This is a genomic window from Nocardioides lianchengensis (assembly GCF_900101465.1).
GTDB classification, from domain to species: Bacteria; Actinomycetota; Actinomycetes; order Propionibacteriales; family Nocardioidaceae; genus Nocardioides; species Nocardioides lianchengensis.
The window spans coordinates 10,702-34,916 of record NZ_FMZM01000005.1 but is presented as its reverse complement, the minus strand read 5'-3'; the positions used below and the strand labels follow the sequence as shown (position 1 = coordinate 34,916).

General features: G+C 73.2%; 24 protein-coding genes. 3 read left to right on the top strand and 21 right to left on the bottom strand.

Translation table 11 applies throughout. The features are described from left to right. Positions 1-10: 10 nt before the first annotated feature. From BLT76_RS25365 to mraZ, 21 genes are all read right to left on the bottom strand, one after another. Complete coding sequence (locus BLT76_RS25365) at positions 11-718, bottom strand: GNAT family N-acetyltransferase (protein WP_139175468.1); 708 nt, start codon at positions 716-718, stop codon at positions 11-13. Next, a complete protein-coding gene (locus tag BLT76_RS09955) occupies positions 708-1,643 on the bottom strand; it encodes an RluA family pseudouridine synthase (protein ID WP_280139634.1) in 936 nt (311 codons plus the stop codon). The genes BLT76_RS25365 and BLT76_RS09955 overlap by 11 nt, the downstream gene beginning before the upstream one ends. Beyond that, the gene (gene lspA, locus BLT76_RS09950) at positions 1,640-2,200 is read right to left on the bottom strand and encodes a signal peptidase II (RefSeq protein ID WP_090854667.1); all 561 of its coding nucleotides are present in this window, start codon (positions 2,198-2,200) and stop codon (positions 1,640-1,642) included. The genes BLT76_RS09955 and lspA overlap by 4 nt, the downstream gene beginning before the upstream one ends. Beyond that, on the bottom strand, positions 2,173-2,970 hold the full coding sequence (locus BLT76_RS25670; protein ID WP_170867002.1) for a TraR/DksA family transcriptional regulator: 798 nt from the start codon (positions 2,968-2,970) through the stop codon (positions 2,173-2,175). The genes lspA and BLT76_RS25670 overlap by 28 nt, the downstream gene beginning before the upstream one ends. Positions 2,971-3,136: 166 nt before the next feature. Further along, entirely contained in the window at positions 3,137-3,895 is a 759-nt protein-coding gene (locus tag BLT76_RS09935; RefSeq protein WP_090855581.1) for a DivIVA domain-containing protein, read from the bottom strand. A 116-nt stretch (positions 3,896-4,011) separates the two neighbouring features. Next, positions 4,012-4,305, bottom strand: coding sequence for a YggT family protein (locus BLT76_RS09930; RefSeq protein WP_090854665.1), 294 nt, complete (start codon positions 4,303-4,305; stop codon positions 4,012-4,014). 42 nt (positions 4,306-4,347) lie between these two features. Beyond that, the gene (locus BLT76_RS09925; protein ID WP_090854662.1) at positions 4,348-4,878 is read right to left on the bottom strand and encodes a cell division protein SepF; all 531 of its coding nucleotides are present in this window, start codon (positions 4,876-4,878) and stop codon (positions 4,348-4,350) included. Positions 4,879-4,939: 61 nt separating this feature from the next. Then, positions 4,940-5,638, bottom strand: a complete 699-nt coding sequence (locus tag BLT76_RS09920; protein WP_090854659.1) for a YggS family pyridoxal phosphate-dependent enzyme — start codon at positions 5,636-5,638, stop codon at positions 4,940-4,942. Continuing rightward, on the bottom strand, positions 5,635-6,816 hold the full coding sequence (gene ftsZ, locus BLT76_RS09915; protein WP_090854655.1) for a cell division protein FtsZ: 1,182 nt from the start codon (positions 6,814-6,816) through the stop codon (positions 5,635-5,637). The genes BLT76_RS09920 and ftsZ overlap by 4 nt, the downstream gene beginning before the upstream one ends. Positions 6,817-6,945: 129 nt before the next feature. Then, on the bottom strand, positions 6,946-7,707 hold the full coding sequence (locus tag BLT76_RS09910; protein ID WP_090854652.1) for a cell division protein FtsQ/DivIB: 762 nt from the start codon (positions 7,705-7,707) through the stop codon (positions 6,946-6,948). Next, positions 7,700-9,049 (bottom strand): UDP-N-acetylmuramate--L-alanine ligase, encoded by a 1,350-nt coding sequence (gene murC, locus BLT76_RS09905; protein WP_090854649.1) that lies wholly within the window; start codon positions 9,047-9,049, stop codon positions 7,700-7,702. Before murC ends, BLT76_RS09910 begins: the two co-directional genes overlap by 8 nt. After that, positions 9,046-10,131: a UDP-N-acetylglucosamine--N-acetylmuramyl-(pentapeptide) pyrophosphoryl-undecaprenol N-acetylglucosamine transferase gene (locus BLT76_RS09900; RefSeq protein WP_090854646.1), complete on the bottom strand. Its 1,086-nt coding sequence runs from the start codon at positions 10,129-10,131 to the stop codon at positions 9,046-9,048. The genes murC and BLT76_RS09900 overlap by 4 nt, the downstream gene beginning before the upstream one ends. 13 nt (positions 10,132-10,144) lie before the next feature. Further along, entirely contained in the window at positions 10,145-11,377 is a 1,233-nt protein-coding gene (gene ftsW, locus BLT76_RS09895; protein ID WP_090854644.1) for a putative lipid II flippase FtsW, read from the bottom strand. Positions 11,378-11,417: 40 nt separating this feature from the next. Further along, entirely contained in the window at positions 11,418-12,374 is a 957-nt protein-coding gene (locus tag BLT76_RS09890) for a Mur ligase family protein (protein WP_090854641.1), read from the bottom strand. Further along, entirely contained in the window at positions 12,371-13,462 is a 1,092-nt protein-coding gene (gene mraY, locus BLT76_RS09885; protein WP_090854638.1) for a phospho-N-acetylmuramoyl-pentapeptide-transferase, read from the bottom strand. Before mraY ends, BLT76_RS09890 begins: the two co-directional genes overlap by 4 nt. Further along, positions 13,459-15,021, bottom strand: a complete 1,563-nt coding sequence (locus BLT76_RS09880) for a UDP-N-acetylmuramoyl-L-alanyl-D-glutamate--2,6-diaminopimelate ligase (RefSeq protein WP_090854634.1) — start codon at positions 15,019-15,021, stop codon at positions 13,459-13,461. The genes mraY and BLT76_RS09880 overlap by 4 nt, the downstream gene beginning before the upstream one ends. A 37-nt stretch (positions 15,022-15,058) precedes the next feature. Then, complete coding sequence (locus BLT76_RS09875; RefSeq protein ID WP_244509351.1) at positions 15,059-16,855, bottom strand: peptidoglycan D,D-transpeptidase FtsI family protein; 1,797 nt, start codon at positions 16,853-16,855, stop codon at positions 15,059-15,061. Positions 16,856-16,872: 17 nt separating this feature from the next. Then, positions 16,873-17,427, bottom strand: coding sequence for a cell division protein FtsL (gene ftsL / locus BLT76_RS09870; RefSeq protein ID WP_090854626.1), 555 nt, complete (start codon positions 17,425-17,427; stop codon positions 16,873-16,875). A 10-nt stretch (positions 17,428-17,437) separates the two neighbouring features. Next, positions 17,438-18,403: a 16S rRNA (cytosine(1402)-N(4))-methyltransferase RsmH gene (gene rsmH / locus BLT76_RS09865; protein WP_090854623.1), complete on the bottom strand. Its 966-nt coding sequence runs from the start codon at positions 18,401-18,403 to the stop codon at positions 17,438-17,440. A gap of 7 nt (positions 18,404-18,410) precedes the next feature. Further along, entirely contained in the window at positions 18,411-18,548 is a 138-nt protein-coding gene (locus BLT76_RS25665) for a hypothetical protein (RefSeq protein WP_170867000.1), read from the bottom strand. Positions 18,549-18,730: 182 nt separating this feature from the next. Continuing rightward, a complete protein-coding gene (gene mraZ, locus BLT76_RS09860; protein ID WP_090854621.1) occupies positions 18,731-19,156 on the bottom strand; it encodes a division/cell wall cluster transcriptional repressor MraZ in 426 nt (141 codons plus the stop codon). A 381-nt stretch (positions 19,157-19,537) separates the two neighbouring features. On the opposite strand from mraZ, the gene BLT76_RS09855 reads away from it, so the two are divergent. From BLT76_RS09855 to BLT76_RS09845, 3 genes are read left to right on the top strand one after another with little or no spacing between them, the layout of a single operon-like run. Continuing rightward, positions 19,538-20,521 (top strand): AAA family ATPase, encoded by a 984-nt coding sequence (locus tag BLT76_RS09855; RefSeq protein ID WP_090854618.1) that lies wholly within the window; start codon positions 19,538-19,540, stop codon positions 20,519-20,521. 3 nt (positions 20,522-20,524) lie between these two features. Next, entirely contained in the window at positions 20,525-21,784 is a 1,260-nt protein-coding gene (locus BLT76_RS09850) for a DUF58 domain-containing protein (RefSeq protein ID WP_090854614.1), read from the top strand. Then, a complete protein-coding gene (locus BLT76_RS09845; RefSeq protein ID WP_090854612.1) occupies positions 21,781-24,180 on the top strand; it encodes a transglutaminase TgpA family protein in 2,400 nt (799 codons plus the stop codon). Before BLT76_RS09850 ends, BLT76_RS09845 begins: the two co-directional genes overlap by 4 nt. Positions 24,181-24,215: the final 35 nt, after the last annotated feature.

Sequence of the window (24,215 nt, the reverse complement as noted above, 5' to 3'; positions counted from 1 at the left end):
GCTGGTCGGGTCAGCCGCGCGAGGCGGCGTCCAGGCTCTCGGCGATGATGACGTCGACGATCCGGGCGGTCCGGTCGGCCCCGAGCGCGGGCACCCGCCGGGCGATCGACTCGGCGATCTCCCGCTCGCGGTCGGGGTCGCGCGTCGTGTCGTGCTTGATGTCCTGCACCGCCGAGGTGAGCGCCGCCCGCCGGGCGAGCAGGTCACCCAGGTGGGCGTCCACGTCGTCGATCTGGCTGCGGAGGAACCCGAGCGGGTCCTCCCCCGGCCAGGCCACGCGGACGTCCGGCGAGCGCTCCTCGTTGGCGGAGCCGTCGGTGCGCTCGAGCTCCACGAGGCCGTGCCGGGCGTAGAACGCACGGGCCGGCGCGTTCATCTCGAACACCCAGAGGGAGAAGCCGCTGGGTCGGCGCGCCTTGACCAAGTCGAGCAGGGCGGTGCCGATCCCCCGACCTGCCTGGGCGGGCACGACGTACAGGTCGTCGAGCCACGTCGGGGTCAGCCGGGCGTAGCCGACGACCGCGCCGTCGGCCTCGGCCACCCAGACCTCGTCGATCGCCAGCCGCCCCGCGAGCCAGGCCCGCGTCTCGTGCTCCGGGTGCGCCCCGGGCGGCATCGCGCCGGCGCGCTCGGCGGCCCGCCGAGCCGCGAGGTGGACGTCCGCGAGCGCGTCGGCGTCGGCCTCGATGGCCGGGCGCAGCAGCACCTCAGTGGGCATCTCGGATCACGGCGAGCGCGTGGGTCAGGTCCTCGGGGTACGTCGTCTCGTAGGTGACGTGCTCGCCGGTGTCGGGGTGCTCGAACCCGAGGCGTACGGCGTGCAGCCACTGGCGCTCCAGCCCGACCCGCTTGGCCAGCGTCGGGTCGGCGCCGTAGGTGAGGTCGCCGACGCACGGGTGCTTCAGCGCGGCCATGTGCACGCGGATCTGGTGGGTGCGGCCGGTCTCGAGGTGGACCTCGAGCAGGCTGGCGAACCGGTGGGCCTCGAGCGTCTCGTAGTGGGTGACGCTCGGGCGACCGTCGGCCATCACGGCGAACTTGTAGTCGGCCTTCGGGTGCCGCCCGATCGGGGCGTCGACCGTGCCTTCCAGCGGGTCGGGGTGACCCTGGACCAGCGCGTGGTAGGTCTTGTCGACGGTCCGCTCGCGGAAGGCGTTCTTGAGCAGCGAGTAGGCGTGCTCCGACTTCGCGATCACCATCACGCCGGAGGTGCCGACGTCGAGGCGCTGGACGATGCCCTGCCGCTCGGAGGCACCGCTGGTCGCGATCCGGAAGCCCGCGCCGGCGAGGTGACCGACGACCGTCGGGCCGCTCCAGCCCGGTGACGGGTGGACGGCGACGCCGACCGGCTTGTCGATGACCACGATGGAGTCGTCGTCGTGGACGATCCCGATCCCCTCGACCACCTCGGGAACCACCTCGAGCGGGTCGACGGACGCCGGGATCGTCACGTCGAGCAGTGCGCCGGGCAGGACCCGGTCGCTCTTGCCGACCGACTGGCCGTCCACCTGGACCTGACCCTGGGCGATCAGGTCGGCGGCGCGGGTCCGCGAGAGGCCGAACATCTGGGCCATCGCGGCGTCGACGCGCTCGCCCGCCAGCCCGTCGGGCACGGACAGCGTCCGGTGGTCGGCTTGGGTCACGCCTCGGTGTCCTCGTCGCTCGTGCGGGTCCCGTCGAGCCGGACCCCGCGGAAGGCCTGCACGAGGATCAGCCCGGCGGCCACGTTGATGCAGATGTCGGCGACGTTGAAGATGGGCCAGTTCGGCAGCATCAAGAAGTCGACGACGTGTCCGCGCAGCGGCCCGGGGTCGCGCAGCAGCCGGTCGGTGAGGTTGCCGCACACGCCGGCCATCAGGAAGCCGAGGGCGACGGCCCAGACGGTGCTCCCGAGCCTGCGGCTGAACCACACCACGGCGACGGCCGCGGCGATGGCGACACAGCTCAGGACGACGGTGTACGACGTGCCGAGGCTGAACGCCGCGCCCGGGTTGTAGACCAGCCGCAGCTGCAGCAGGTCACCCACCACGGAGACGTCGGCGCGACCGTCGAGGTGCTTCTCGGCCTGCCACTTGGACAGCTGGTCGATGGCATACAGAACTGCCGCGATCACCGCGAACAGGGTCCACCGACGCGGGGACCGGCGGGTGCCGGACGGGTTCTCGATGTCGCTCAGCGACGTTCCTCGCGCTGCTTGCATGTCATGCAGAGTGTCGCACGCGGGAAGGCCATGAGCCGCATCTTGCCGACGGCCTCGCCGCAGGACTCGCAGACGCCGTACGTGCCGTCGTCGATACGGGACAGGGCATGGTCGATTTGGGCCAGCTTCTCGCGCTCCATGGCCAGCACGGTCATCTCGTGGTCCCGCTCGAAGCTGGACGCCCCGACGTCGGCCTGATCCTGGCCCGCCCCGTCGCCGGAGTCGCGCATCAGGCCGGTGATCTCGGCCTCCTGCGAGCTGACGATCTCCGCGCTGTGGGCCCGCTGGTCGTGCAGCTCGGCCAGGACCTCGGCCAGCTCGGACTTGGTCCACGGCGCCTCACCGTCCTTGACCACCAGGGCGCTGACCGGAGCACGCCGTGCGGCCTTCTTGGCGGGTGCGGCCTTCTTGGCGGGTGCGGCCTTCTTGGCGGGTGCGGCCTTCTTGGCGGGTGCGGCCTTCTTGGCCGGTGCGGCCTTCTTGGCCGGTGCGGCCTTCTTGGCCGGTGCGGCCTTCTTGGCCGGTGCGGCCTTCTTGGCCGGTGCGGCCTTCTTGGCCGGTGCGGCCTTCTTGGCCGGTGCGGCCTTCTTGGCCGGTGCGGCCTTCTTCGCCGGTGCGGCCTTCTTCGCCGGTGCGGCCTTCTTCGCCGGTGCGGCCTTCTTCGCCGGTGCCTCGGCGTCGGGGGCCGCCTTGGTGGAGCGGCGCGAGATGACCTTGCGGGCGGCCGTGGCCGCCTGCCCGGCCAGCGACTTCCTGGGGGTGCGAGCCATCGACGGCCTCCATCCGGGGCGGGCACGTGGCCGGGGCCACAGGTGTCCAGGGACAGTAGCCGGTCCGGACCACCCCCTCAATGAGCCACACCGGAGGTGAGGGGTCCCGACATGCGGAACGGCCGGCCCCCGAGGGGGCCGGCCGTCCGGTGGAGCAGGGTGAGGCTCAGGCCTCGTCGTCGCCCAGGATCGAGCGGAGCCGCTTCGGAGCCGGGGGCTCGTCGTTCGGCGCCGCCGTCTCGCCGGAGCCGTTGAGCGACTCCAGCTGCTGCGCGAAGTAGCTCTTCAGCCGCGAGCGGTACTCGCGCTCGAAGGAGCGCAGGGTCTCGACCTCGCCGCTGAGCCGGTCGCGCTCGCGCTCCAGCTCGCCGAACATCTGCTGACGACGCTCGGCCGTCTCGGAGTCCAGCATCTGGGCGCGGGTGCGGGCGTCGGCCTCGAGGCGGTCGGCCTTGGTCTTGGCCTCGGTCTCGAGCCGCTCGGCGCGGGTCCGGGCGGAGCCCACGATCTCGTCGGCCTCGTTCTTGGCCTCCTCAACGAGCTCGTCCGCGTTGCGCGTGGCGATCTCCAAGAGGCGGGCCGCAGCGTTGGACGCCTGCGGGACCGTCTCCACCCGGATCGTCTCGACCGGGCTGGCGGCGACCACGGGGGTCGGCGCGGGGGTCGGGACGGGCTCGGGCTCCGGCTCGGGGGTCCGCTCGACGACCGGCGCAGGCGGCGGGGTCGGCTCCGGAGCGGGGGGCACGGGAGCACCCGACTGCGCGGAGGCGAGCTTGGCGCGCAGGTCGTCGTTCTCCTTGGTCAACCGCGCAAGCTCGGCCTCGACCTCGTCGAGGAACTGGTCCACCTCGCCCATGTCGTAGCCCTCACGAAGCCGGACGGGAGTAAACCGCTTGTTACTCACGTCCTCAGGCGTCAGTGGCATGACCTCACCCATTCATTCGTCGAGAAGTAGAACTGTCCGTCGAACAATAGCGCCTGCTGTGGGACTGGTGTGACTCAGCGGCCCGAACCCGGACCAGCACCAGCACCCGCGCGGACTCAGACGCCGAAGATCGAGTGCACCAGGGCGATCAGCACGTAGGTGCAGATCATCACGATCAGGAAGCTGAGATCCAGCGAGACGCTGCCGAGGCGCAGCGGCGGGATGACCCGGCGCAGGGCCTTGATCGGCGGATCGGTCACGGAGTAGACCGCCTCCAGCACGACCAGGAGCGGGCCGCGCGGGCTCCACGAGCGCGCGAAGACCTGCACCCAGTCGACGATGAACCGGATCCAGAGCATCCCGAAGAACACGTAGAGGATGATCAGAAGAACGTTGCCGACGGCTGTCACCTGAGAACTGCGCTCCTGCGTTGAGGGAGACCGACCCGAGGGTCAGCTCTGGTTGAAGAAGTCGCCCTCGACGATCCGCCGCTTGTCCTCGGCGGTGACGGACACGTTGGGCGGGGAGAGGAGGAAGACCTTGTTGGTCACCCTCTCAATCGTCCCGCGCGTGGCGAAAACGAGGCCTGCGGCGAAATCGACCAGCCGCTTCGCGTCCGAGTCGTCCATCTCGGTGAGATTCATGATGACCGGGACGCCGTCGCGGAAGTGCTCACCGACGGTGCGCGCCTCGTTGTAGGTGCTCGGGTGCAGCGTGACGATCCGGGAGAGCTCGGCGACCGAGCCGACGGGCGCCACGGTGGGGCGCCGGCGCTCGGCCAGGTCGGCGACGGGCGCGGGGCGACCCTCACGGACCTCGCGGACCTCGCGGGTCTTGGGGGCACGGGCGGGACGGGCCGCGACGGCCTGCGTCTCCTGGGTGTAGTCCTCGTCGCCGTCGTAGGCGTCGTACTCGTCGTCGTACCGGCCGGTGTCCTCGACCAGGCCGAGGTACTCCCCGATCCTGCGCATCGCGCCGCTCATGACTGTCGCCCTCCGGTACTCCGCGTCCCGTGGGCGGGACGCACTGCTGGTGCTTCGGACACTACTGGACCTGCGGCCTCGAACCGAGGACCGCGGAGCCGACGCGCACGTGTGTCGCGCCGGCCTGGATCGCCTGCTCGAGATCCCCGCTCATGCCCGCGGAGAGCCAGTCCGCGGAGGGGTGGTCGTCGAGCAGGTCGCGTCGGACCTCGGCGAGCCGCCCGAACGCCGCTGCGGGGTCCTCCCCCAGCGGCGCGACGGCCATCAGACCGCGCAACCGGAGCCCCCCGGCCGCCTCGACCGACCGGGCCAGCCCCGGCAGGTCCGCCGGGTCCGCGCCCGCCCGGCCCTCGCGGTCCGGCGGGTCCAGACTGACCTGGAGCAGCACGTCGAGCGGCCGACCGGCACGGGCGGCACCGGTGCCGAGCGGCCCGAGGAGCTTGGGCCGATCGACCGACTCCACGACCTGGGAGTACGACGCCACCGCGGCGGCCTTGTTGCTCTGCAGCCCGCCGATGAAGTGACGCACCAGCGGGAGGTCGGCCGTCTCCTCGGCCTTGGCCGCCGCCTCCTGGTGCCGGTTCTCACCGACGTGGGTCACGCCCAGGTCGGCGAGGATCCGCACGTCGGAGGCCGGGAAGTACTTGGTGACCACCACCAGCGTCACCTCGTCCCGGTCGCGCCCGGCCGCGGCGCACGCCGCCTCGATCCTTCCCCGGACCGATGCGAGCCCCGCGGCGACCTCGTCGTGACGGCTCACTTGAGGAAGTCGGGCACGTCCAGGTCGTCGTCGTCGAACTGGACCTGGCGCGGGGCCGGACGCGGCGCGGCCGGCGGAGTGGACGGGGCGGGACGGCTCGCCTCCGCAGGACGGGACTGCGGGGCCGCCGGAGCGGCCGCCGCGACGGTCGCCCGCTCGCGGGTCTCCTCCTGGGTCTGCTGCGGCTTCGGCTCGCGGCGCAGCACGGTGCCCTCGTCGCGCTTCTTCGGCGTGCCGCCGTCGAAGCCCGCGGCGATCACGGTCACCCGGACCTCGTCGCCGAGCGCGTCGTCGATGGTCGCGCCGAAGATGATGTTGGCCTCGGGGTGGACGGCCTGAGCCACCAGGGCAGCCGCCTCGTTGATCTCGAACAGACCGAGGTCGGAGCCGCCCGCGATCGAGAGCAGGACGCCGTGGGCGCCGTCGATGCTGGCCTCCAGCAGCGGGCTGGACACCGCCATCTCGGCGGCAGCGACCGAGCGGTCCTCGCCCCGGGCGGAGCCGATGCCCATCAGCGCGGAGCCGGCGTTCGCCATGACGGACTTCACGTCGGCGAAGTCGAGGTTGATCAGGCCCGGGGTGGTGATTAGGTCGGTGATGCCGGAGACACCCTGGAGCAGCACCTGGTCGGCCTGCTTGAAGGCGTCGAGCACCGAGACGTTGCGGTCGCTGATCGACAGCAGCCGGTCGTTGGGGATGACGATGAGGGTGTCGACCTCCTCGCGCAGCTGCGCGATGCCCTCCTCGGCGGAGTTGGCGCGACGCCGACCCTCGAAGGCGAACGGGCGGGTGACGACGCCGATGGTCAGCGCGCCGAGCGAGCGGGCGATCCGGGCGACCACGGGGGCGCCACCGGTGCCGGTGCCACCGCCCTCGCCGGCGGTCACGAACACCATGTCGGCGCCCTTGATGACCTCCTCGATCTCGTCGGCGTGGTCCTCAGCCGCGCGGGCACCCACGTCGGGGTTCGCGCCGGCGCCGAGGCCGCGGGTGAGCTCGCGACCGATGTCGAGCTTGACGTCGGCGTCGCTCATCAGCAGCGCCTGCGCGTCGGTGTTGATCGCGATGAACTCGACACCCTTGAGGCCGACCTCGATCATCCGGTTGACGGCGTTCACGCCACCGCCACCGATGCCCACGACCTTGATGATGGCCAGGTAGTTCTGTGCTGCTGCCACGGTGGCTGCCTTTCGGATCGGGGTGTGTCGGGTCAACTCTGACCCTCAGCCTGAGGGTTATAGTTATGTCAACCTCGCCGTGATCACGACAGTAGGCAGCGCCGGGCCCGTGATGGCGCCGACACGCCGTCAGGAGGCGGGCGGCTTCTCCGAGGTGGTGGGTCGCGAGGGCACGCTGACGTCGTACGTCGCGGCGTCCTGCGCGAGCAGCTTCGCCAGCACCTCGGCCTTCAGGTCCGACTCGTCGGCGCTCCCCCACACGACCTGCCGGTCGTCGCGGAGCACCAGACGGATCCCGTCGACGGAGTCGACGTCGAGGCGCAGGACGTCGGCGGCCAGCCCGGCCGGGAGCGACCCGACCACCGTCGCCGCCTCGCGGAGCGTCTCGCTGTCGGCGCCCGACCCGGCCTTCACCAGCGGGAGGGAGTCCGGCACCGAGCGGTAGCGACGGAACAGCACGCCGTCCTCGTCCATGCCCCGGACCTGGCCGCCGAGCTCGACGACCGCCACCGGCACCCGCTCGACCACCTCGACCCGGACCTGGTCCGGCCACTGCCGGGTGACGTCGGCCGAGCGGATCGGCGCGAGCGCCTCGACCCGGGCCCGGATCGCGTTCAGGTCGACGGTCGCGAGCGGATCGCCCTCGGGGACGCGCGCGGCGTCACGCACCACCCCGGCCGAGACCGTGCGGGTCCCGGACACCTCGACCCCCTGCACGGAGAGCCAGGCGGAGAAGTAGACGGCGTACACGGTGCCGCCGACCAGACCGAGCAGCAGCACGATCGCCGCGACGTAGCGCCAGGCCAGCCAGCGGCGCCGCCACTGCCGGCGGACGAACCGTCGCCGGGTGCGCTCCGCGGTGTCGTCCCGGTCGTCGGCCGGCTCAGCCACCGGCTTCCTCGAGCAGCGCGAGGACCTGCGGACCGGTGTGCGTCACGTCGCCGGCACCGAGGGTGAGCACCAGGTCGCCGGGCCGGGCCCGGGCCACCAGCTCACGGGCCGCCTCGTCGATGCCGGCCACGTGCACGACCCGCTCCCGCGGGAGGGGTACGGCGTCCGCGACCAGCGCGCCGGTCACGTCCGGGTCGGGGTCCTCGCGGGCCAGGTAGACGTCGAGCACGACGACCTCGTCGGCCGCGCCGAGCGCCTCGCCCATGGCGGTGCCGAAGATGCGCGTGCGCGAGACCAGGTGGGGCTGGAAGGCGACGACCAGGCGCCCGTCGCCGGCCAGCACCCGGGCGGCCTGCAGGTCGCCCGCGATCTCGACCGGGTGATGGGCGTAGCTGTCGTAGACGCGCACGCCGCCGACCTCGCCCTTGCGCTCCATCCGCCGCTTGGTGCCGGTGTACGACGCCAGCCCGCGGACCAGGTCGTCCTCGTCGAGCCCGAGCGTGCGCCCGACGGCGAGGGCGGCGAGCGCGTCGGCGAGGTAGTGCTCCCCCGGCGACCACAGCGGGACACCGGCCAGGGCGCCGGGCTCGCGCGCGGAGACCCGGACCACCCGGCGGCCGGCGGCCTCGTGACGGTCGGCGAGCCGGGCCGCGCCCGGGTCGTCGACCACGCACACGAGGAACCCCTCGGGGTCGAGGGTGTCGGCGAACTCGTCGAAGGCGGCGGCGTACGCCTCCGGGGTGCCCCACTGGTCGAGGTGGTCGGCGTCGACGTTGGTGACGATCGCGGCGTACGGCGTGTAGTGGAGGAAGGCCCCGTCGCTCTCGTCGGCCTCGGCCACGAAAAGCTCGCCGCTGCCCTCGGCGGCGTTGACGCCGGTGGCCGACAGCTCGCCGCCGATGGCGTACGTCGGGTCCGCCCCGGCCGTCTGCAGGGCGACCGTCAGCAGCGAGGTGGTGGTGGTCTTGCCGTGGGTGCCGGCGACCGCGAGCACCCGGCGCCCGGCCATCACGGCTGCGAGCGCGGTCGAGCGCGGCAGAACCCGCAGCCCGCGGCGGAGCGCCTCGACGTACTCGGGGTTGTCCTCGCGCACCGCCGTGGAGACCACGAGCGTGTCGGCGTCGCCGACCTGCGCGGCGTCGTGGCCGACGTGCACGCGGGCCCCGGCCGCGCGCAGGGCGTCGAGGGTAGGCGAGTCGGCGCCGTCGCTGCCGCTGACCGTGAGACCGCGGGCGAGCATGATCCGGGCGATGCCCGACAGGCCGGCGCCGCCGATGCCGACGAAGTGCACCCGGCCCAGCCGGTCGGCGGGCAGCACCTCCGCGGGGACGGGGACCCTCATGCGACGCCCGCCTCGAGCACCATGCGGGCCAGCTTCTCGTCGGCGTCGAGCGGGATCAGGCCGGCGGCCGCGGCGCCCATGGCGCCCAACCGGTCGGCGTCGCCGAGTAGGCCGGGGACGTGGGCGCGGACCCAGTCGGGCGTGAGGTCGGCGTCGGCCACCAGGAGGCCGCCGCCGGCGTCGACGACGGGTCGGGCGTTGAGGGCCTGCTCGCCGTTGCCGATGGGCAGCGGCACGTAGACCGCCGGCAGTCCGAGCCCGGAGACCTCGAAGACGGTGTTGGAGCCGGCCCGGCAGACCACCGCGTCGGCGGCCGCGTAGGCGAGGTCCATCCGGTCGACGAAGTCGACGACGACGTACGGCGGGCCCGCCACGCCGGGCGTGGTCGCGGGCTCGGCCCCGCCGTGCTTGCCCTGGACGTGCAGCACCTGGATGCCAGCGGCGGCCAGGTCGGCGGCCGCCCCGGAGACCGACCGGTTGAGGCTGCGCGCACCCTGGGAGCCGCCGGTGACCAGCAGCACCGGACCGTCGGCGTCGAGCCCGAAGTGGGCGCGGCCCTCGGCCCGCAGGGCGGCCCGGTCGAGGGTGGAGATCATCCGGCGGACCGGCAGGCCGACGTACCGGCCGTGGCGCAGCTCGGTGCCCGGGAAGCTGGTCGCGACGTGGGTGGTGAACCGGGCGCCCAGCTTGTTGGCGATGCCGGGGACGGTGTTGCCCTCGTGGACCACCAGCGGCAGCCCGCGCTTGCGCGCCGCGAGGTAGGCGGGCACCGAGACGAAGCCGCCGAACCCGACGACCACGTCGGGCCGGACCCGGTCGACGACCTCCAGGGCGGCCGCGCGGGCGGCCCGGAGCCGGCCCGGCACCCGGAGCAGGTCGGCGCCCGGGCGGCGCGGCAGCGGCACCCGGGGCACGAACTCGAGGGGGTGGCCGGCCGCGGGCACGACGTGGGCCTCCAGGCCCTCGCGGGTGCCGAGGCAGGTGATCTCGACGGCGGGGTCGAGCCGGCGCAGGGCGTCGGCGGTGGCGAGCAGGGGCGAGGTGTGGCCGGCGGAGCCGCCGCCGGCGAGTAGGACGCGCATATCGACCCCGACCCTACGGAAGCCGGCCCGCGGACAGCCCGGCGGAGCGGGCCTTCCGGCGCTGGGCCAGGGCGCGCGCGGCCTCGGGCTCGCGGCGGGCGAAGCCGATGACCAGCCCCAGCGCGACGAGCGAGGGCAGCAGCGCGGAGCCGCCGTACGAGATGAGGGGCAGCGGGATGCCGATGACCGGCAGCAGCGCGAGGACCATGCCGACGTTGATGATCATCTGGCCGAGCAGCCAGATGACGATGCCGAACGTGGCGTAGCGGACGAACGGGTCGGCGGTCTCGCGGGCGACCCGCAGCGCGGCGTAGGCGATGGTGAGGAAGAGCAGCACCACCAGCAGGGTGCCGACCAGGCCGAGCTCCTCGCCGAGCACCGCGAAGATGTAGTCGGTGTGCGCCTCGGGCAGGGTGCCCCACTTCTGGCGGCTGGCGCCGATGCCTTCGCCGAAGACGCCACCCGACGACAGCGCGTAGAGCCCGTGGGCCGGCTGCCAGCCGGTGTCGTTGAAGTCGCGGAACGGGTCGAGGAAGCCGGTGATCCGGCCCAGCCGCTCGGCGTCGGTCGTCGCCAGCGCGAGGACCACCGTGGCCATGGCCATCAGGCAGATGGTGAAGAAGCGTCGCGGAGCCCCGACCACGAACAGCATCCCGACCAGGATCGCGACCAGGACGAGCGCCGTGCCGAGGTCGCGGCCGACCACGACCAGGCCGGTCGCCATCAGCATGCCCGGCACCACCGGGACGATGACCTGGTGGAGGCTGTCGAGGCGACGCTCCTTGTTGGCGTAGATGTGGGCCGCCCAGATCACCAGCGAGAGCTTGGCGATCTCGGAGGGCTGGATCTCCACGGGGCCGACGGCGAGCCAGTTCTGGTTGCCGTTGCGCTCCACGCCGAAGGCGGCGGTCAGGATCAGCAGCACCAGCGACACCGAGAAGGCGGGGTAGGTCAGCTGCCGCACCCATCGGTGCGGCAGCCGGCTGGCGATCCACGCACAGGGCACGCCGATCACCACCCACACCAGCTGCCGCTTGACGATGGCGTAGGAGTCGCCGGTCCGGCCGAAGGAGTAGACGCTCGAGGAGCTCAGCACCATGATCAGGCCGATGGTGAGCAGCAGCGCCGAGGCCCCGAGCAGCAGGTAGTACGTCGTCAGCGGGCGGTCGAGCGCCTCCCGGACCGTCGCGAGCGAGCGCAGCCGGGGTCGCCGGAAGCTCTGGCCGGGGCCCTCGATCACGGTCACCGGACCATCTTCACCGGCGTCCGCCCGGAAGCCCCGGACCTCAGGCGCGTGTCGTGAAAGCCCGCAGCCCGTCCCGGACCGCGACCTGGTCGACACCGTGCGCACGGGCCAGCGCCGCGGCCACCAGCGCGTCCTGGACCACCTCCGGGGTCAGGTCCGGCAGGTCCTCCACCGAGCACAGCTCGGCGGCGCTCGACCCACGGTCGGCGATGAACGCCCGGTCGACCAGCAGGTCCTCCACCACGCCGAGCATCCCCACGCCGGGGACGCCGAGGGTGATCCCGATCGCCCGGGCCCCCTCGACCACGTCGGCCTCGCGGACCAGGTCCTCGGTCGCCGGGTCGGCGAGCTGGTAGACGCAGGCCTGCTCGACCTGCTCGTAGACCCGGCCCAGGCCCGGCTCGGCGCCCACGTCGAGCACCGCGGCGGAGGCAGCGGCCATCGCCCCGCTGCCCCGCAGCTGGGCGGCGGTGAGTCCGATGGCGAGGGCGTCGTACGGCTCGGGGTCCATGACCGCCTCGACCAGGGGCAGGCCAGCGGCGCCGGCCGGGACGGTACGACGGCCCGCGGCCCGCAGCACCGCCGCGAGCATCAGAACGGCGCGGCCCGGGTCGCGGGCCCCCGTCACGCAGAGCCAGGGGGTGCCGGGGTCGCGCAGCCGCCAGGCCAGCTCGACCTCGCCCCAGACGGGCAGGCCGCGCTCGCGGGCGGCGGCCAGCAACGGCGAGTCCTCCCACCCCGGGGAGGCGACGACCAGGTCGACGTCGTCGGGCAGGGTGGCCGTGGCGCCGGCGCCGAGCCGAATGGTGGCGCCGAGCACCTCCAGGAGCTCGGCCTCCTCCTCGCGGCCAGCCGCGGACTCGTCGAGGGCGGTCACGCCCGCACCCAGGTGGGTCAGGTTGTCGGCGGACGCGAAGCCGGCGGAGCCGAAGCCCGCGACGACCGCACGGACGCCCTCCCAGGAGTCGTGCCGACCGAGGGCGTCCGGGCCGCTCACGTGCCTGCGACCCACTCGGCGTAGAAGATGCCGAGGCCGGCGGCGACGCAGAGGCCGGTGATGATCCAGAAGCGGATCACGACGGTGATCTGCTCCCAGCCGAGCATCTCGAAGTGGTGGTGGATCGGCGTCATCCGGAAGACCCGCCGCCCGGTGCCGGTCAGCCGTCGGGTGACCTTGAAGGTGGTCACCTGGAGCATCACGGAGACCGTCTCGACGACGAACAGGCCGCCGACGATCACCAGCAGCAGCTCGGTGCGGGTGAGGATCGCCAGGCCGGCGAGGGCGCCGCCGAGGGCCAGCGAGCCGGTGTCTCCCATGAAGATCTGGGCCGGCGCGGCGTTCCACCACAGGAAGCCGAAGCAGGCGCCGGTGATCGCGGCCGCGATGATCGCCAGGTCGAGCGGGTCGCGCACCTCGTAGCACTTGCCGTAGGTGATGTCCTGCTGGCCGCACCACTGGTTGTTCTGCCAGATGTTGACCAGGGTGTAGGCGCCGAAGACCATCACGCTCGCGCCCGTGGCCAGCCCGTCGAGACCGTCGGTCAGGTTGACCGCGTTGCTGGTCGCGGTGACCACCAGCCAGATCAGGGCCAGCACCACCACGGTCGGCAGGGCCCAGCTCTCGAAGTCGCGGATGAACGAGATGTGGTTCGAGGCGGGGGTCTGGCCGCGGTCGTCCTCGAGGTGGTCGGAGAGGGCGAGGTAGCCGAAGACCAGGGCGATGAGCGTCTGGCCGACCATCTTGGCCTTGCTCCGCAGGCCCAGGCTGCGCTGCTTGTAGATCTTGATGAAGTCGTCGAGGAAGCCGACCAGGCCCATGCCGACGAAGAGGAACAGCAGCAGCATCGCCGACGCAGTCGGCATCGTGCCGGAGACGAGCTTCGCGGCGACGTACCCGAGCAGCGTGGCGAGGATGATGACGACGCCGCCCATGGTCGGCGTGCCGCGCTTGGTGTGGTGGGTCGTGGGCCCGTCGTCGCGGATCTCCTGGCCGTAGCCCCACCGGGTGAACTGCCGGATGGCCAGACGGGTGCCGAGCAGCGAGATCAGCAGGGCCAGTCCCCCACCGACCAGGATCGCTCTCATCGGTCACTCACTTTCGTCTCGGGGGTCGCGGGCGCTGTCGAGCGCGACCCGCCATTCTTGCTCATCCGGGCCAGCTCCTCGCGCACCACCACGCGGTCGTCGAAGGGATGCACGACACCCGCGACCTCCTGACCGGTCTCGTGGCCCTTGCCGGCCACCAGCACGATGTCGCCCGGACGGGCCCGGCGCAGCGCCTCCGCCACGGCGGTACGACGGTCGCCGACCTCGACGACCTCGGCGGTGGCGTCGTGGGTGCCGGCCAGCATCGCGGCCCGGATCGCGGCCGGGTCCTCGGTGCGCGGGTTGTCGTCAGTGACGACCAGGACGTCGGCCAGCCGGCCGGCGATCTCGGCCATGATCGGGCGCTTGCCCGGGTCACGGTCGCCGCCCGCGCCGAGCACCACGATCACCTGCCCGGCCGTCAGCGGGCGCAGGGTGCGGATCGCCGCCTCGACGGCGTCCGGCTTGTGGGCGTAGTCGACGACGACCTCGAAGTCCTGGCCCGCGTCGACCCGCTCGAGCCGGCCGGGGACGCCGGACAGACCGGCGATGCCGGCCGCGACGGCGCTGGCCGCGAGCCCGGCCTCTCCCGCCCCGGCGATCGCCGCGAGCGCGTTGGCGACGTTGAACCCGCCGGCGAGCGGCACCCCGGCGGCGATCCGTCGGCCACCGGGATCGAGCACGACGAAGTCCGAGCCGCTGGGGTGGGCGCTCACCTCGGCGGCGCGCCAGCCGGCGGCCGCGCCCTGCGCCGAGAAGGTCACCACGGGCAGCGCGGTCTCCCCCGCGAGCCGGCGGCCGTGCTCGTCGTCGGCGTTGACCACCGCCCGCCGGGCACGCTCAGGAGTGAACAGCGACGCCTTGGCGGCGTAGTAGTCCTCGACCGTCTCGTGGAAGTCGAGGTGGTCGCGGCCCAGGTTGAGGAACACCGCGACGTCGAAGACCACGCCGTCGACCCGGCCCAGCACCAGCGCGTGGCTGGAGACCTCCATCAGGCAGACCTCGACCCCGCGCTCGACCATCAGCGCGAACAGCGCGTGCAGATCGGGCGCCTCGGGAGTGGTCAACGCCGTCTTGACGTCCTCGCCCGCGACCCGGGTGCCGAGCGTGCCGATGACGCCGACGGTGACCCCGGCGGCGGCCAGTCCGCCCTCGGCGAGCCGGGTGGTGGTGGTCTTGCCCTGGGTGCCGGTCACCCCGATCATCCGCAGCCGCTCCGTGGGGTTGCCGTAGACCTCGGCGCTGAGCCGGCCCAGGACCCGGCGCGGCTCGTCGACGACCAGGACCGGCACGCCGCTCGGGGCGCGCTCCGCGCCGGCCGGGTCGGTCAGCAGCGCGACCGCGCCGGACGCGATCGCCTGGTCGGCGAAGTCGATCCCGTGGGCCCGGGCCCCCGGCAGCGCGGCGTACAGGTCCCCGGGGCGGACCCGCTGAGAGCTCAGAGTCACCCCCGTCACGACCGCCCCGACCTCCGGGGCGGGTACGCCGAGGAAGGCGGCGAGGTCGGTCGTCGAGGTGCGGGGCGGGTGCTGGGGGCGCGGGAGGAGGGGGTCGGTCATGACCGGGCGAGGGTATCCGGCCACGACGGACGACCGCTCACCACTCGACCGGCAGCTTCGACGGCTCGGTGCCGGTCGGCGCCACGCCGTACCGCCGCAGGGCGTAGCCCATGATCTTGGAGAACGCCGGGCCGCCGACCGAGCCACCGCCGCTGCCCTTGGCCGGGTCCTGGACCACGACGTAGACGGTGAACCGGGGGTCGTCGGCCGGGGCGAAGCCGCCGAAGGAGACGGTGGTGCTGCCGTCGTAGCAGCCGCACTCCTCGGCCACCCGCTGCGCGGTTCCGGTCTTGCCGGCCACCCGGTAGCCGGGCACCGCCGCCCCGGGCGCGACGCCGTCCTCGGGGTCGAGGACCCGCTCCATCATCCGCGCCGTCTGCTCGGCCGCCCGCTCGCTGACGACCCGCTCCTTCTTCGCGGTGTCGGTGCCGACGACGGTGCCGTCGGCCATGGTCGCCGAGCCCTTGATGATGTTGGGGTCCACGCGGACGCCGCCGTTGGCGATCGTGTTGACCGCGGCGGCCATCTGCACCGCGTTCACGGAGATCGACTGGCCGAAGCTGATCCGGTCCTCGGCCTGGCTGGTCCAGGCGCCGGGGCTCGGGAGGATGCCCGGCGTCTCGCCGAGCACGCCGATCCCGGTCTTCGCGCCCAGGCCGAACCGCTCCAGGTAGGCCCGCAGCTCGCCGTCCTGGAACTGGTCGGTGGCCAGCACGGTGCCGATGTTGGAGGACTTCGCGAGCACCCCGGCCAGGGTCAGCCGGATGGTGCCGTGGTCGAACCAGTCGCCGATCGGCCGGTCCTGGCGGTCCAGGCTGCCGGGCACGGTCAGCCGCAGTCGCGGGGTGACCCGACCGGTGTCGAGCAGGGCGCTCAGCGAGAGCACCTTCTGCACCGAGCCGGGCTCGTAGGGGTCGCTCAGCGCCCGCGAGATCCGGTTCGACTTCGGGGACTCGGCCGGCTTGTTGGCGTTGAAGGTCGGGTAGTCCGCGACCGTCAGCAGCTCGCCCGTGCGGGAGTCCATGACGATCGCGTAGCCCGACGAGCCGCCGGAGGACTTCACGGTCTGGCGCAGGACCCGCTGGGTGTACCACTGCAGGTCGCGGTCGATGGTCGTGGTGATGTCCTGGCCGTCGACGGCCGGGACGTTGGTGCTCTCTCCGAGGGGGATCTTGCTTCCCGCGCCCCGCTGGTACGACGCCTCGCCGTCCTTGCCGGAGAGGAGCTGGTTGAAGGCCAGCTCCATGCCGGCCAGCGGCCGGTCGCGTCCGGCCGCGTCGGGGGTGCCGACGAAACCGATCAGGTTGGCGGCGACGTCGTCGTTCGGGTAGGTCCGGACGGGGTCGCGCTCGGTGCGGAGCCCGTCGTACCCCTCCTCCTCGGCGGCCTCGACGACCGCGGTGGCCTGGGCGGCCGGGACCTGCCGGGCGATGTACTCGAAGCGACTGCCCTTCTCCCGCTGGCCGCGCAGCCGCGGGAGGATCGTGAAGTAGTCGACGTCAAGGCGGTTGGCCAGGAACTTGGCCAGCGCGGGCGCGTCCTTGGCCGTCAGCGTCGGGTCGGCGACCACCATCGCGCCGTCGACCGAGTCGGCCAGCGGCTCGCCGTTGCGGTCGAGGATCTCGCCGCGCTCGGCCGGCAGGTCGACGGTCTTCAGGCCCTCGGCGGCCGCCATCGCGGCGTACCCGTTCGGGTCGAGACCCTGCAGCTGGACCAGGCGGGCGCCGAAGGCGGAGAGCACCATGGCGATCAGGACGAACCCGATCCGCAGGCGCAACTGCGGGGACCCGCGCAGGTTCCCACGCCTGGTCGCCGGCTGGCGGTCTCGGCTCACGGTGCTCCCTCGCGCCATCAGCGGGCGTCGTCGTTCTTCGGCTGGTTCTTCTTATCCCCGGCGGCGTTCTCGTTGGCGGAGGGCTCGCCGCGGACGGTCACGACGTTCGGCGGCGGGTCCAGCAGCTTCGGGACCGGCGGGCCGTCCTCCTTCACCGGGAGCTTGTTGTCGCCGGTGGTCCGGCACGGCTTGCCGGTGACCTCACCGGTGACGGTGTCGAGGAAGCCGGTGCAGTCGGGCAGCACCATGCCCTCGCGCTGGGCGCGCTCGCCCAGGGTCTGCGGGTCGCGCTCCTTCTCCAGCTCGGCGGTCAGCTGCTCCTCCCGGGCGGCCAGGCTGGTGGCCCGCTCCTGGTAGGTGCTGATCGTGAACGACGCCTGCTGCATCGAGGTGTTGAACATCAGCAGCCCGACCACGCCCATCAGCAGGATGGCGCTGACGAACAGCACGAACGGCACGCGCGGCGCACGGACGGCGCGGGTGCGGGGGACGACGGTCAGGCGGGCCCGCTCGACGGCGGCGCCGGCGATGCGGGGGACGCGGGACCGCAGCGAGGCGGCGGGCTGGCTCATGCTGCACTGCTCATCTGGTGGCTCCCGGGGAAGAGGGACGGACTCGTTCGACGGCCCGCAGCCGCACGGACGCGGCTCGGGGGTTCTGCGCTGTCTCGGTGGCGTCGGCCTTCTCGGCGCCGCGGGTGACCAGCCGGAGCGCCGGCTCGCTGCCCTCGGGCACGAACGGCAGGTCGGGCGGGACCTCGGAGCGGGTCACGGCGGTGAACGCCTGCTTGACCAGCCGGTCCTCGAGCGAGTGGTAGGACTCCACGACCACCCGGCCGCCGACGCCGATCGCGGCGATCGCGGCGGGCATCGCACGGCGGAGCACGGCCAGCTCGTCGTTGACCTCCATCCGCAGCGCCTGGAAGGTCCGCTTCGCCGGGTGTCCCCCGGTACGACGGGCCGGGGCCGGGATCTCGTCGTAGAGCAGCTCGACCAGGCGGCCCGATGTCGTGAACGGCGTCCGTTCGCGCTCGCGGACGACCGCGCCGGCGATCTTGCGGGCGAACTTCTCCTCGCCGTAGTCGCGCAGCACCCGGGTCAGCTCGGCGGCCGAGTAGGTGTTGAGGACGTCGGCGGCGGTCGGGCCGGTGCGGCCCATGCGCATGTCGAGCGGCGCGTCCTCGGCGTACGCGAAGCCGCGCTCGCGGACGTCGAGCTGCATGGAGGAGACGCCGAGGTCGAAGAGGACGGCGTCCACGGTGGTCAGGCCCTGGTCGGCCACGACGTCGGCGATCTCGTCGTACACGGCGAGGACGCCGGTGAACCGGTCGCCGTACGGCGCCAGCCGGGCGCCGGCCAGCTCGAGCGCCGCGGGGTCGCGGTCGACCCCGATGACGCGGGCGGTCGGCACCCGCTCGAGGACCGCCTCGCTGTGGCCGCCGAGGCCGAGCGTGCAGTCGACCAGCACGGCGCCGTCGCGGCCCAGCGCGGGCTCCAGCAGGGCGACGACCCGGTCCAGGAGGACGGGGACGTGGAGGGGGGAGGCCATGTCCGGGTCAGCGCCCGAGGTGGGTCAGCAGGACGACGGTGAGGGCGGCGCCCACGGACACGACGGCGGAGAAGGTCATGAGGACGACGGCGTCGCGCGCCTGGTGGCGCACCCGCCGTCCGTCTTCCACTGGTGTGCTGCTCATCTCGACCCCGTCCGGTGAACTACTGGTGAAGCTGTCCCGAAACGGATCCGCAGGGCCAGGTCCCTGCCCGCTCTCCCGGGGAAGTCGCCGTCTGGAACCGGGGAAGTGATCCCAGCTGGCGGTGAGAGAGCGGGCACGAGACCTGGCCCTGCGCGTCCGTTGTGCTGCTGTGTGCGGTGGAGCTAGGTGGTGCTGGGCTCCTCGTCGAGCTCGGCGAACTTCTGCTGGGCTCCGGTGGAGAACTCCCGCCAGCGGGCGGGGTCCCAGATCTCGATCCGGTCCATGACGCCGATCACGACCACGTCCTTGTCGAGGCCGGCGTACTCCCGCAGGTTCGCGGGGATGCCGATCCGGCCCTGCTTGTCGAGCGCGCCCTCGTCGGCGCCCGCGAAGAGGACCCGCGCGTACTCACGCGCGCTCCGCACGGTCATCGGCGTGGCCCGAGCCCGGGTGGCCTCCTCCATGAAGACGTCCGTGGGCCACACGACCAGGCAGTTCTCCTGACCCTGCGTCACCACGAGCCCCTCTCCGAGTCGGTCCCTGAACTTCGCGGGAAGGAAGAGGCGGCCCTTGTCATCGAGCTTCGGCGTGAACGTGCCCAGGAACACCCGGCACCTCCATGTCGATTCCCTCTTCCCCCACTTCGCTCCACATTACCCCACATTGCTCCACCGTCAACCACATCGAGCGTGTCCGCGCGCCCGTTTCCGGGCCGTTCGCCCCGATCCACCCGATCGCCCCACTCCCCCGCTCCCGCTCGTCTGCCCAGGTCAGAGCGGTACGACGGCCCTCCGCGGGCCGGTGGTGGGGCGTGGTGGGGGAAACCAAGGCTCAGGTGGGGCGTGGGTGGAGGACGGGTGGGGCAACCGAACCGACCCCTCGCGAGTCGTAGGAAGGTCACGTGTGGACGGACCGCACCGCGTAAGTTGCGCGCACGCCCTACGGTTGAGGGACCGAGGTGGGGACGGACGGGGAAGGATCGATCGAGCGTGAGTACGCCGACTGCAGCAGGAGCCGACCTGGAGACGCTGGCCCACGTGGTCGGGCGGATCCGGGGCAACATCGAGTCCGTCATCGAGGGCAAGCCCGACGTGGTGAGCTCAGCACTCGTGGTGCTGCTCGCCGAGGGGCACCTCCTCATCGAGGACGTGCCGGGTGTCGGCAAGACGATGCTCAGCAAGGCACTGGCCCGGAGCATCGACTCGACGGTCCGTCGGATCCAGTTCACCCCGGACCTGCTGCCCTCCGACGTCACCGGCGTCTCGGTGTTCAACCAGGACACCCGGCAGTTCGAGTTCCGCCCCGGCGGCGTCTTCGCCAACATCGTGGTCGGCGACGAGATCAACCGGGCCTCGCCCAAGACGCAGTCCGCGCTCCTGGAGTGCATGGAGGAGCGTCAGGTCACGGTCGACAACGCGACGTACACGCTCGAGACGCCGTTCATGGTCATCGCGACCCAGAACCCGGTCGAGATGGAGGGCACGTACGCGCTGCCCGAGGCCCAGCGCGACCGGTTCATGTGCCGGGTCTCGGTCGGCTACCCGGTCGAGGCGGCCGAGATCGCGATGATCGCGAGCCACACCTCCGCGAACCCGCTCGACGACCTGGAGCCGGTGACCGACGCCGCCGAGATCCGCAAGCTCACCGCCATCGTCGGCCAGGTGCACGTGTCCGAGGCCGTGCAGCGGTACGTCGTCGCGCTGGCCGCAGCGACCCGTCGTACCGACGAGCTGACCCTGGGCGCGTCGCCGCGGGCGACGCTGCACCTCGTGCGCGCGGCGAAGGCGTACGCCGCCATACACGGACGCGACTTCGTGCTCCCCGACGACGTGCGCGGCCTGGCCCGCCCGGTGCTCGCGCACCGGCTGCTGCCCAGCGTCGAGGCCGCGATGAGCGGGCGGTCCACGGGCACGATCCTCGACGGGCTGGTCGCCGGCGTACCGGTCCCGGACGCGCGGCCGAGCCAGGTCTAGCCGGTGCGCGAGGCACTCGCCGGGCTCACCGTCCGCGGCCGGGCCTTCCTGGCCGCCGGCACCACCGCGGTCGTCTGCGCCGTCGTCCTCGGGCAGCCGGCGCTCACCCGGGTCGGGGTGCTGGTGCTCGCCCTCCCCCTCGTCACCGCCGTCGTCCTCGGACGCAGCCGCTACCGGCTGGCCCTCGTGCGGACCGTGAGCCCGCAGCTGGTCGCGGCCGGCCAGCCGGCCCGGGTCAACCTGACCCTCACCAACGAGGGGCGCACCCCCAGCGGGGTGCTGCTGCTCGAGGACCACGTGCCGTACGTGCTCGGCACCCGGCCCCGGTTCGTACTGGAGGGCATCGGCCACGGCTGGCGGCGGCACGTCACCTACCAGGTCCGCTCCGACGTCCGGGGCCGCTTCGAGATCGGCCCGATGACGGTGCGGGTCGGCGACCCGTTCGGCTTCGTCGAGCTGGGCCGCGCGTTCCGCACCACCGTGCCGCTGACCGTCACGCCGCGCACGGTCCCGCTGCCGACGATCCCCCTGGGCGGCGCCTGGACCGGGTCCGGCGACAACCGGCCCCGCGCGTTCGCGACCGGGTCCGCCGAGGACGTCACCGTGCGGGAGTACCGCCGCGGCGACGACCTGCGCCGCGTGCACTGGCGCAGCTCGGCGCGGATGGGCGAGCTCATGGTGCGCCGCGAGGAGCAGCCCTGGCAGTCGCGAGCGACCCTCTTCCTCGACAACCGGCTGCGCGCCCACCGTGGCCAGGGCATCGCCTCCTCGCTGGAGGCCGCGGTCTCCGCGGCTGCATCGATCGCTCTGCACCTCAGCCAGCGCGGCTTCACGGTCCGCCTGGTCACCGCGGCCGGCGAGGAGCGCGGCTCGGCCTGGCACCTGCGCGACGCCGACCTCAACGGCGCGGCCCTGCTGGAGGCGCTCGCCGTCGTCGAGGCGGTGCAGGCACCCCAGCTCGACACCGGCTGGCTCACCGAGCAGTCCCACGGCGGTCTGACCGTCGCCGTCCTGGGCGCGGTCGAGGGCTTCGACATGCCGGTGCTGCGTCGGATGCAGCACCACACCGGCTCCGCGCTCGCCGTCGCCCTCGACGTGGAGGCATGGACCTCGCCGGCCGCGAGCACCGGCGGCGCCACCCCGGTCCTGGCCCAGCAGGGCTGGCGGGCGGTGCCGCTCGGCCCGCGCGACCGGCTGGAGACGGCCTGGCAGGAGCTCGCCCGGCGCAGCACGCGGGCCCCCGACCGGGCGGGCAGCCGATGAGCCGCGCTCCCCGCACCGCCTCCGCCCTGACCGCGTCGCTGCTCACCGCCGCGGTGGCGGCCGCGACCACGTGGGTCGCGATGCTCTCGTGGCGCGGCTTCGCCGAGGACTCGGCCGGCTACCTCCGGCCGTTGCTCCTGCTCGCCGCCGTGGTCGCCGCCAGCGGTGCCCTGGGCCGCTGGTACCGGGTGCCCGGCGCCCTCCTGTTCCCCCTCCAGGTCCTGCTCTCCGCAGCGGCGGCCTGCTGGATCCTCGTCGGGTCGCCCGTGCCGCTCGGCGCGTCGTACGCCGAGCTGATCGACGTCTTCTCCGACGCCGGGGCGAGCGCCAACCAGTACGCCCCGCCGGTCCCGCAGCGCGTCTCGCCGATCGACCCGCTGCTGATCGCGGGTGGGCTGGCCTGCCTGCTCCTGGTCGACCTGATCGCGGGCACCCTGCGCCGGGTGCCGCTGGCCGGGCTGCCGCTGCTCGCGGTCTTCACCGTGCCGGTGAGCATGCTCGACGACGGCCTGTCGTGGTGGATCTTCGCCCTGTGCGCCGCTGGGTTCCTCGCCCTGCTCTTTCTGCACGAGAACGAGCAGATCGCTCGCTGGGGCCGCCCGCTCGGCACCGACCCGACCATCACCGACCCGAGCACGTTCACCGTGCGCACCGGGGCCGCTCGCGCGAGCGCCGGCGCCATCGGCGGGGTCGCGACCGCCCTGGCCATCGTGGTGCCGCTCGCCATCCCCACCCTCGACCTGCACCTGTTCGACTTCGGTCCCGGCTCCGGGGGCGACGACGAGATCACCCTCGAGAACCCGATGACCGACCTGCGCCGCGATCTCAAGCGCGACGTCGACCTCGACCTGCTCCGGGTGACGACCGACGACCCGACTCCGTCGTACCTGCGGATCTCGGTGCTCAACCGGTTCAGCGACGAGGAGTGGACGTCGGGCGACCGGTCCATCCCGACCGACCAGCTGCCCGACGGCGCGATGCCCCCGCTGCTCGGGGTCGACGACACCGTGCCGCGCGTCGAGCACGACTACTCCATCTCCGTCGGATCCGCGTTCCGGTCCAGCTGGCTGCCCACCCAGGCCCCGATCAGTGCGATCACGGCCGAGGGCGACTGGCGCTACGACGACGCGACGATGGACTTCATCGCCGGCGACGAGGACCTCGACACCGCGGGGCTGAGCTACGACCTGACCTCGGTCGACCTCGAGCTCGACGCCGCGGACATGGCCGCCGCCCCGCCCTCCGCGGGTCTGGTCGGATCCGAGTTCACCAGCGTGCCGGACGACCTCACCCCGATGGCCCGCGACCTGGCGCTGGCCGTCACCGAGAACGCCACCTCCCCCTTCGAGCGGGCCGTCGCCCTGCAGCAGTGGTTCCGCGACGGCGGCGGCTTCAGGTACTCCCTCGACGTCGACCTCGGCAACGGCGCCGACGACCTCGAGGCGTTCCTCACCGACCGGGTCGGCTACTGCGAGCAGTTCGCCTCCGCGATGGCCGTCATGGCCCGTGAGATCGGCATCCCCGCCCGGGTGGCGGTCGGGTTCCTCAGCCCCGAGCGGGTGAGCCGCTCGACCTACCAGTACAGCTCGTTCGACCTGCACGCCTGGCCCGAGATCTTCATCCCCGGCTCCGGGTGGGTGGCCTTCGAGCCCACCCCGGCCGGCCGGGCCAGCGGCGTCCCGTCGTACACCGACATCGAGGTCGGCAACGCGGCGCCGATCCCCACGCCCAGCGCCACTGCCTCGAACCCCGACGACCGGCCCAGCCGTGGCCAGTCGGAGAGCGCCAGCCCCACCGCCTCAGCGGACCCCCGCGCCTCGAGCGGTGACGACGCCGGCGGCGGGTTCCCGTGGCTGCCCGTGGGCGGCGGCGTCGTGGGCGCCCTGCTCCTCGCCGGACTCCTCACCCTGCCCCGGACCCTCCGTCGCGCCCGGCGCACCCGGCGCCTCGACGGGGACCCGGAGACCGTGTGGGCCGAGCTGCGCGACAGCGCCGTCGACCTCGGCGTGCCGTGGCCGGCCCAGCGATCGCCGCGCGAGACCCGCGAGCACCTGGTCGGCTTCCTCGGTGACCCCGCCGACGAGGGACCCGCCGCGGAGCGCCCGGCGCACGGCCGGCACGTGGCCCCCGGCCCGGCCAGCTCCCTGGACCGGATCGTGATCGCGCTCGAGCGGTCGCGCTACGCCCGCAGTGGGGCGGGCGAGGCCGGCCTCCTGCGCGAGGACCTCGTGGCGAGCATCGCCGGCCTGCGGGCCGGCGCCACCCCGCGGGCGGTACGACGCGCCGACTGGTGGCCGCGGTCGCTCCTCGGCTCCCCTGCCGCCGACTCGCGGCGGCCCGGAACCTCCCGACCGGCCGAGTCGGTGCACGGCGGTGTCGTCGACCACGCAGGCTGATCGTCCCCGCTTGCGCCGAGTCGGCGCGAGTCGAG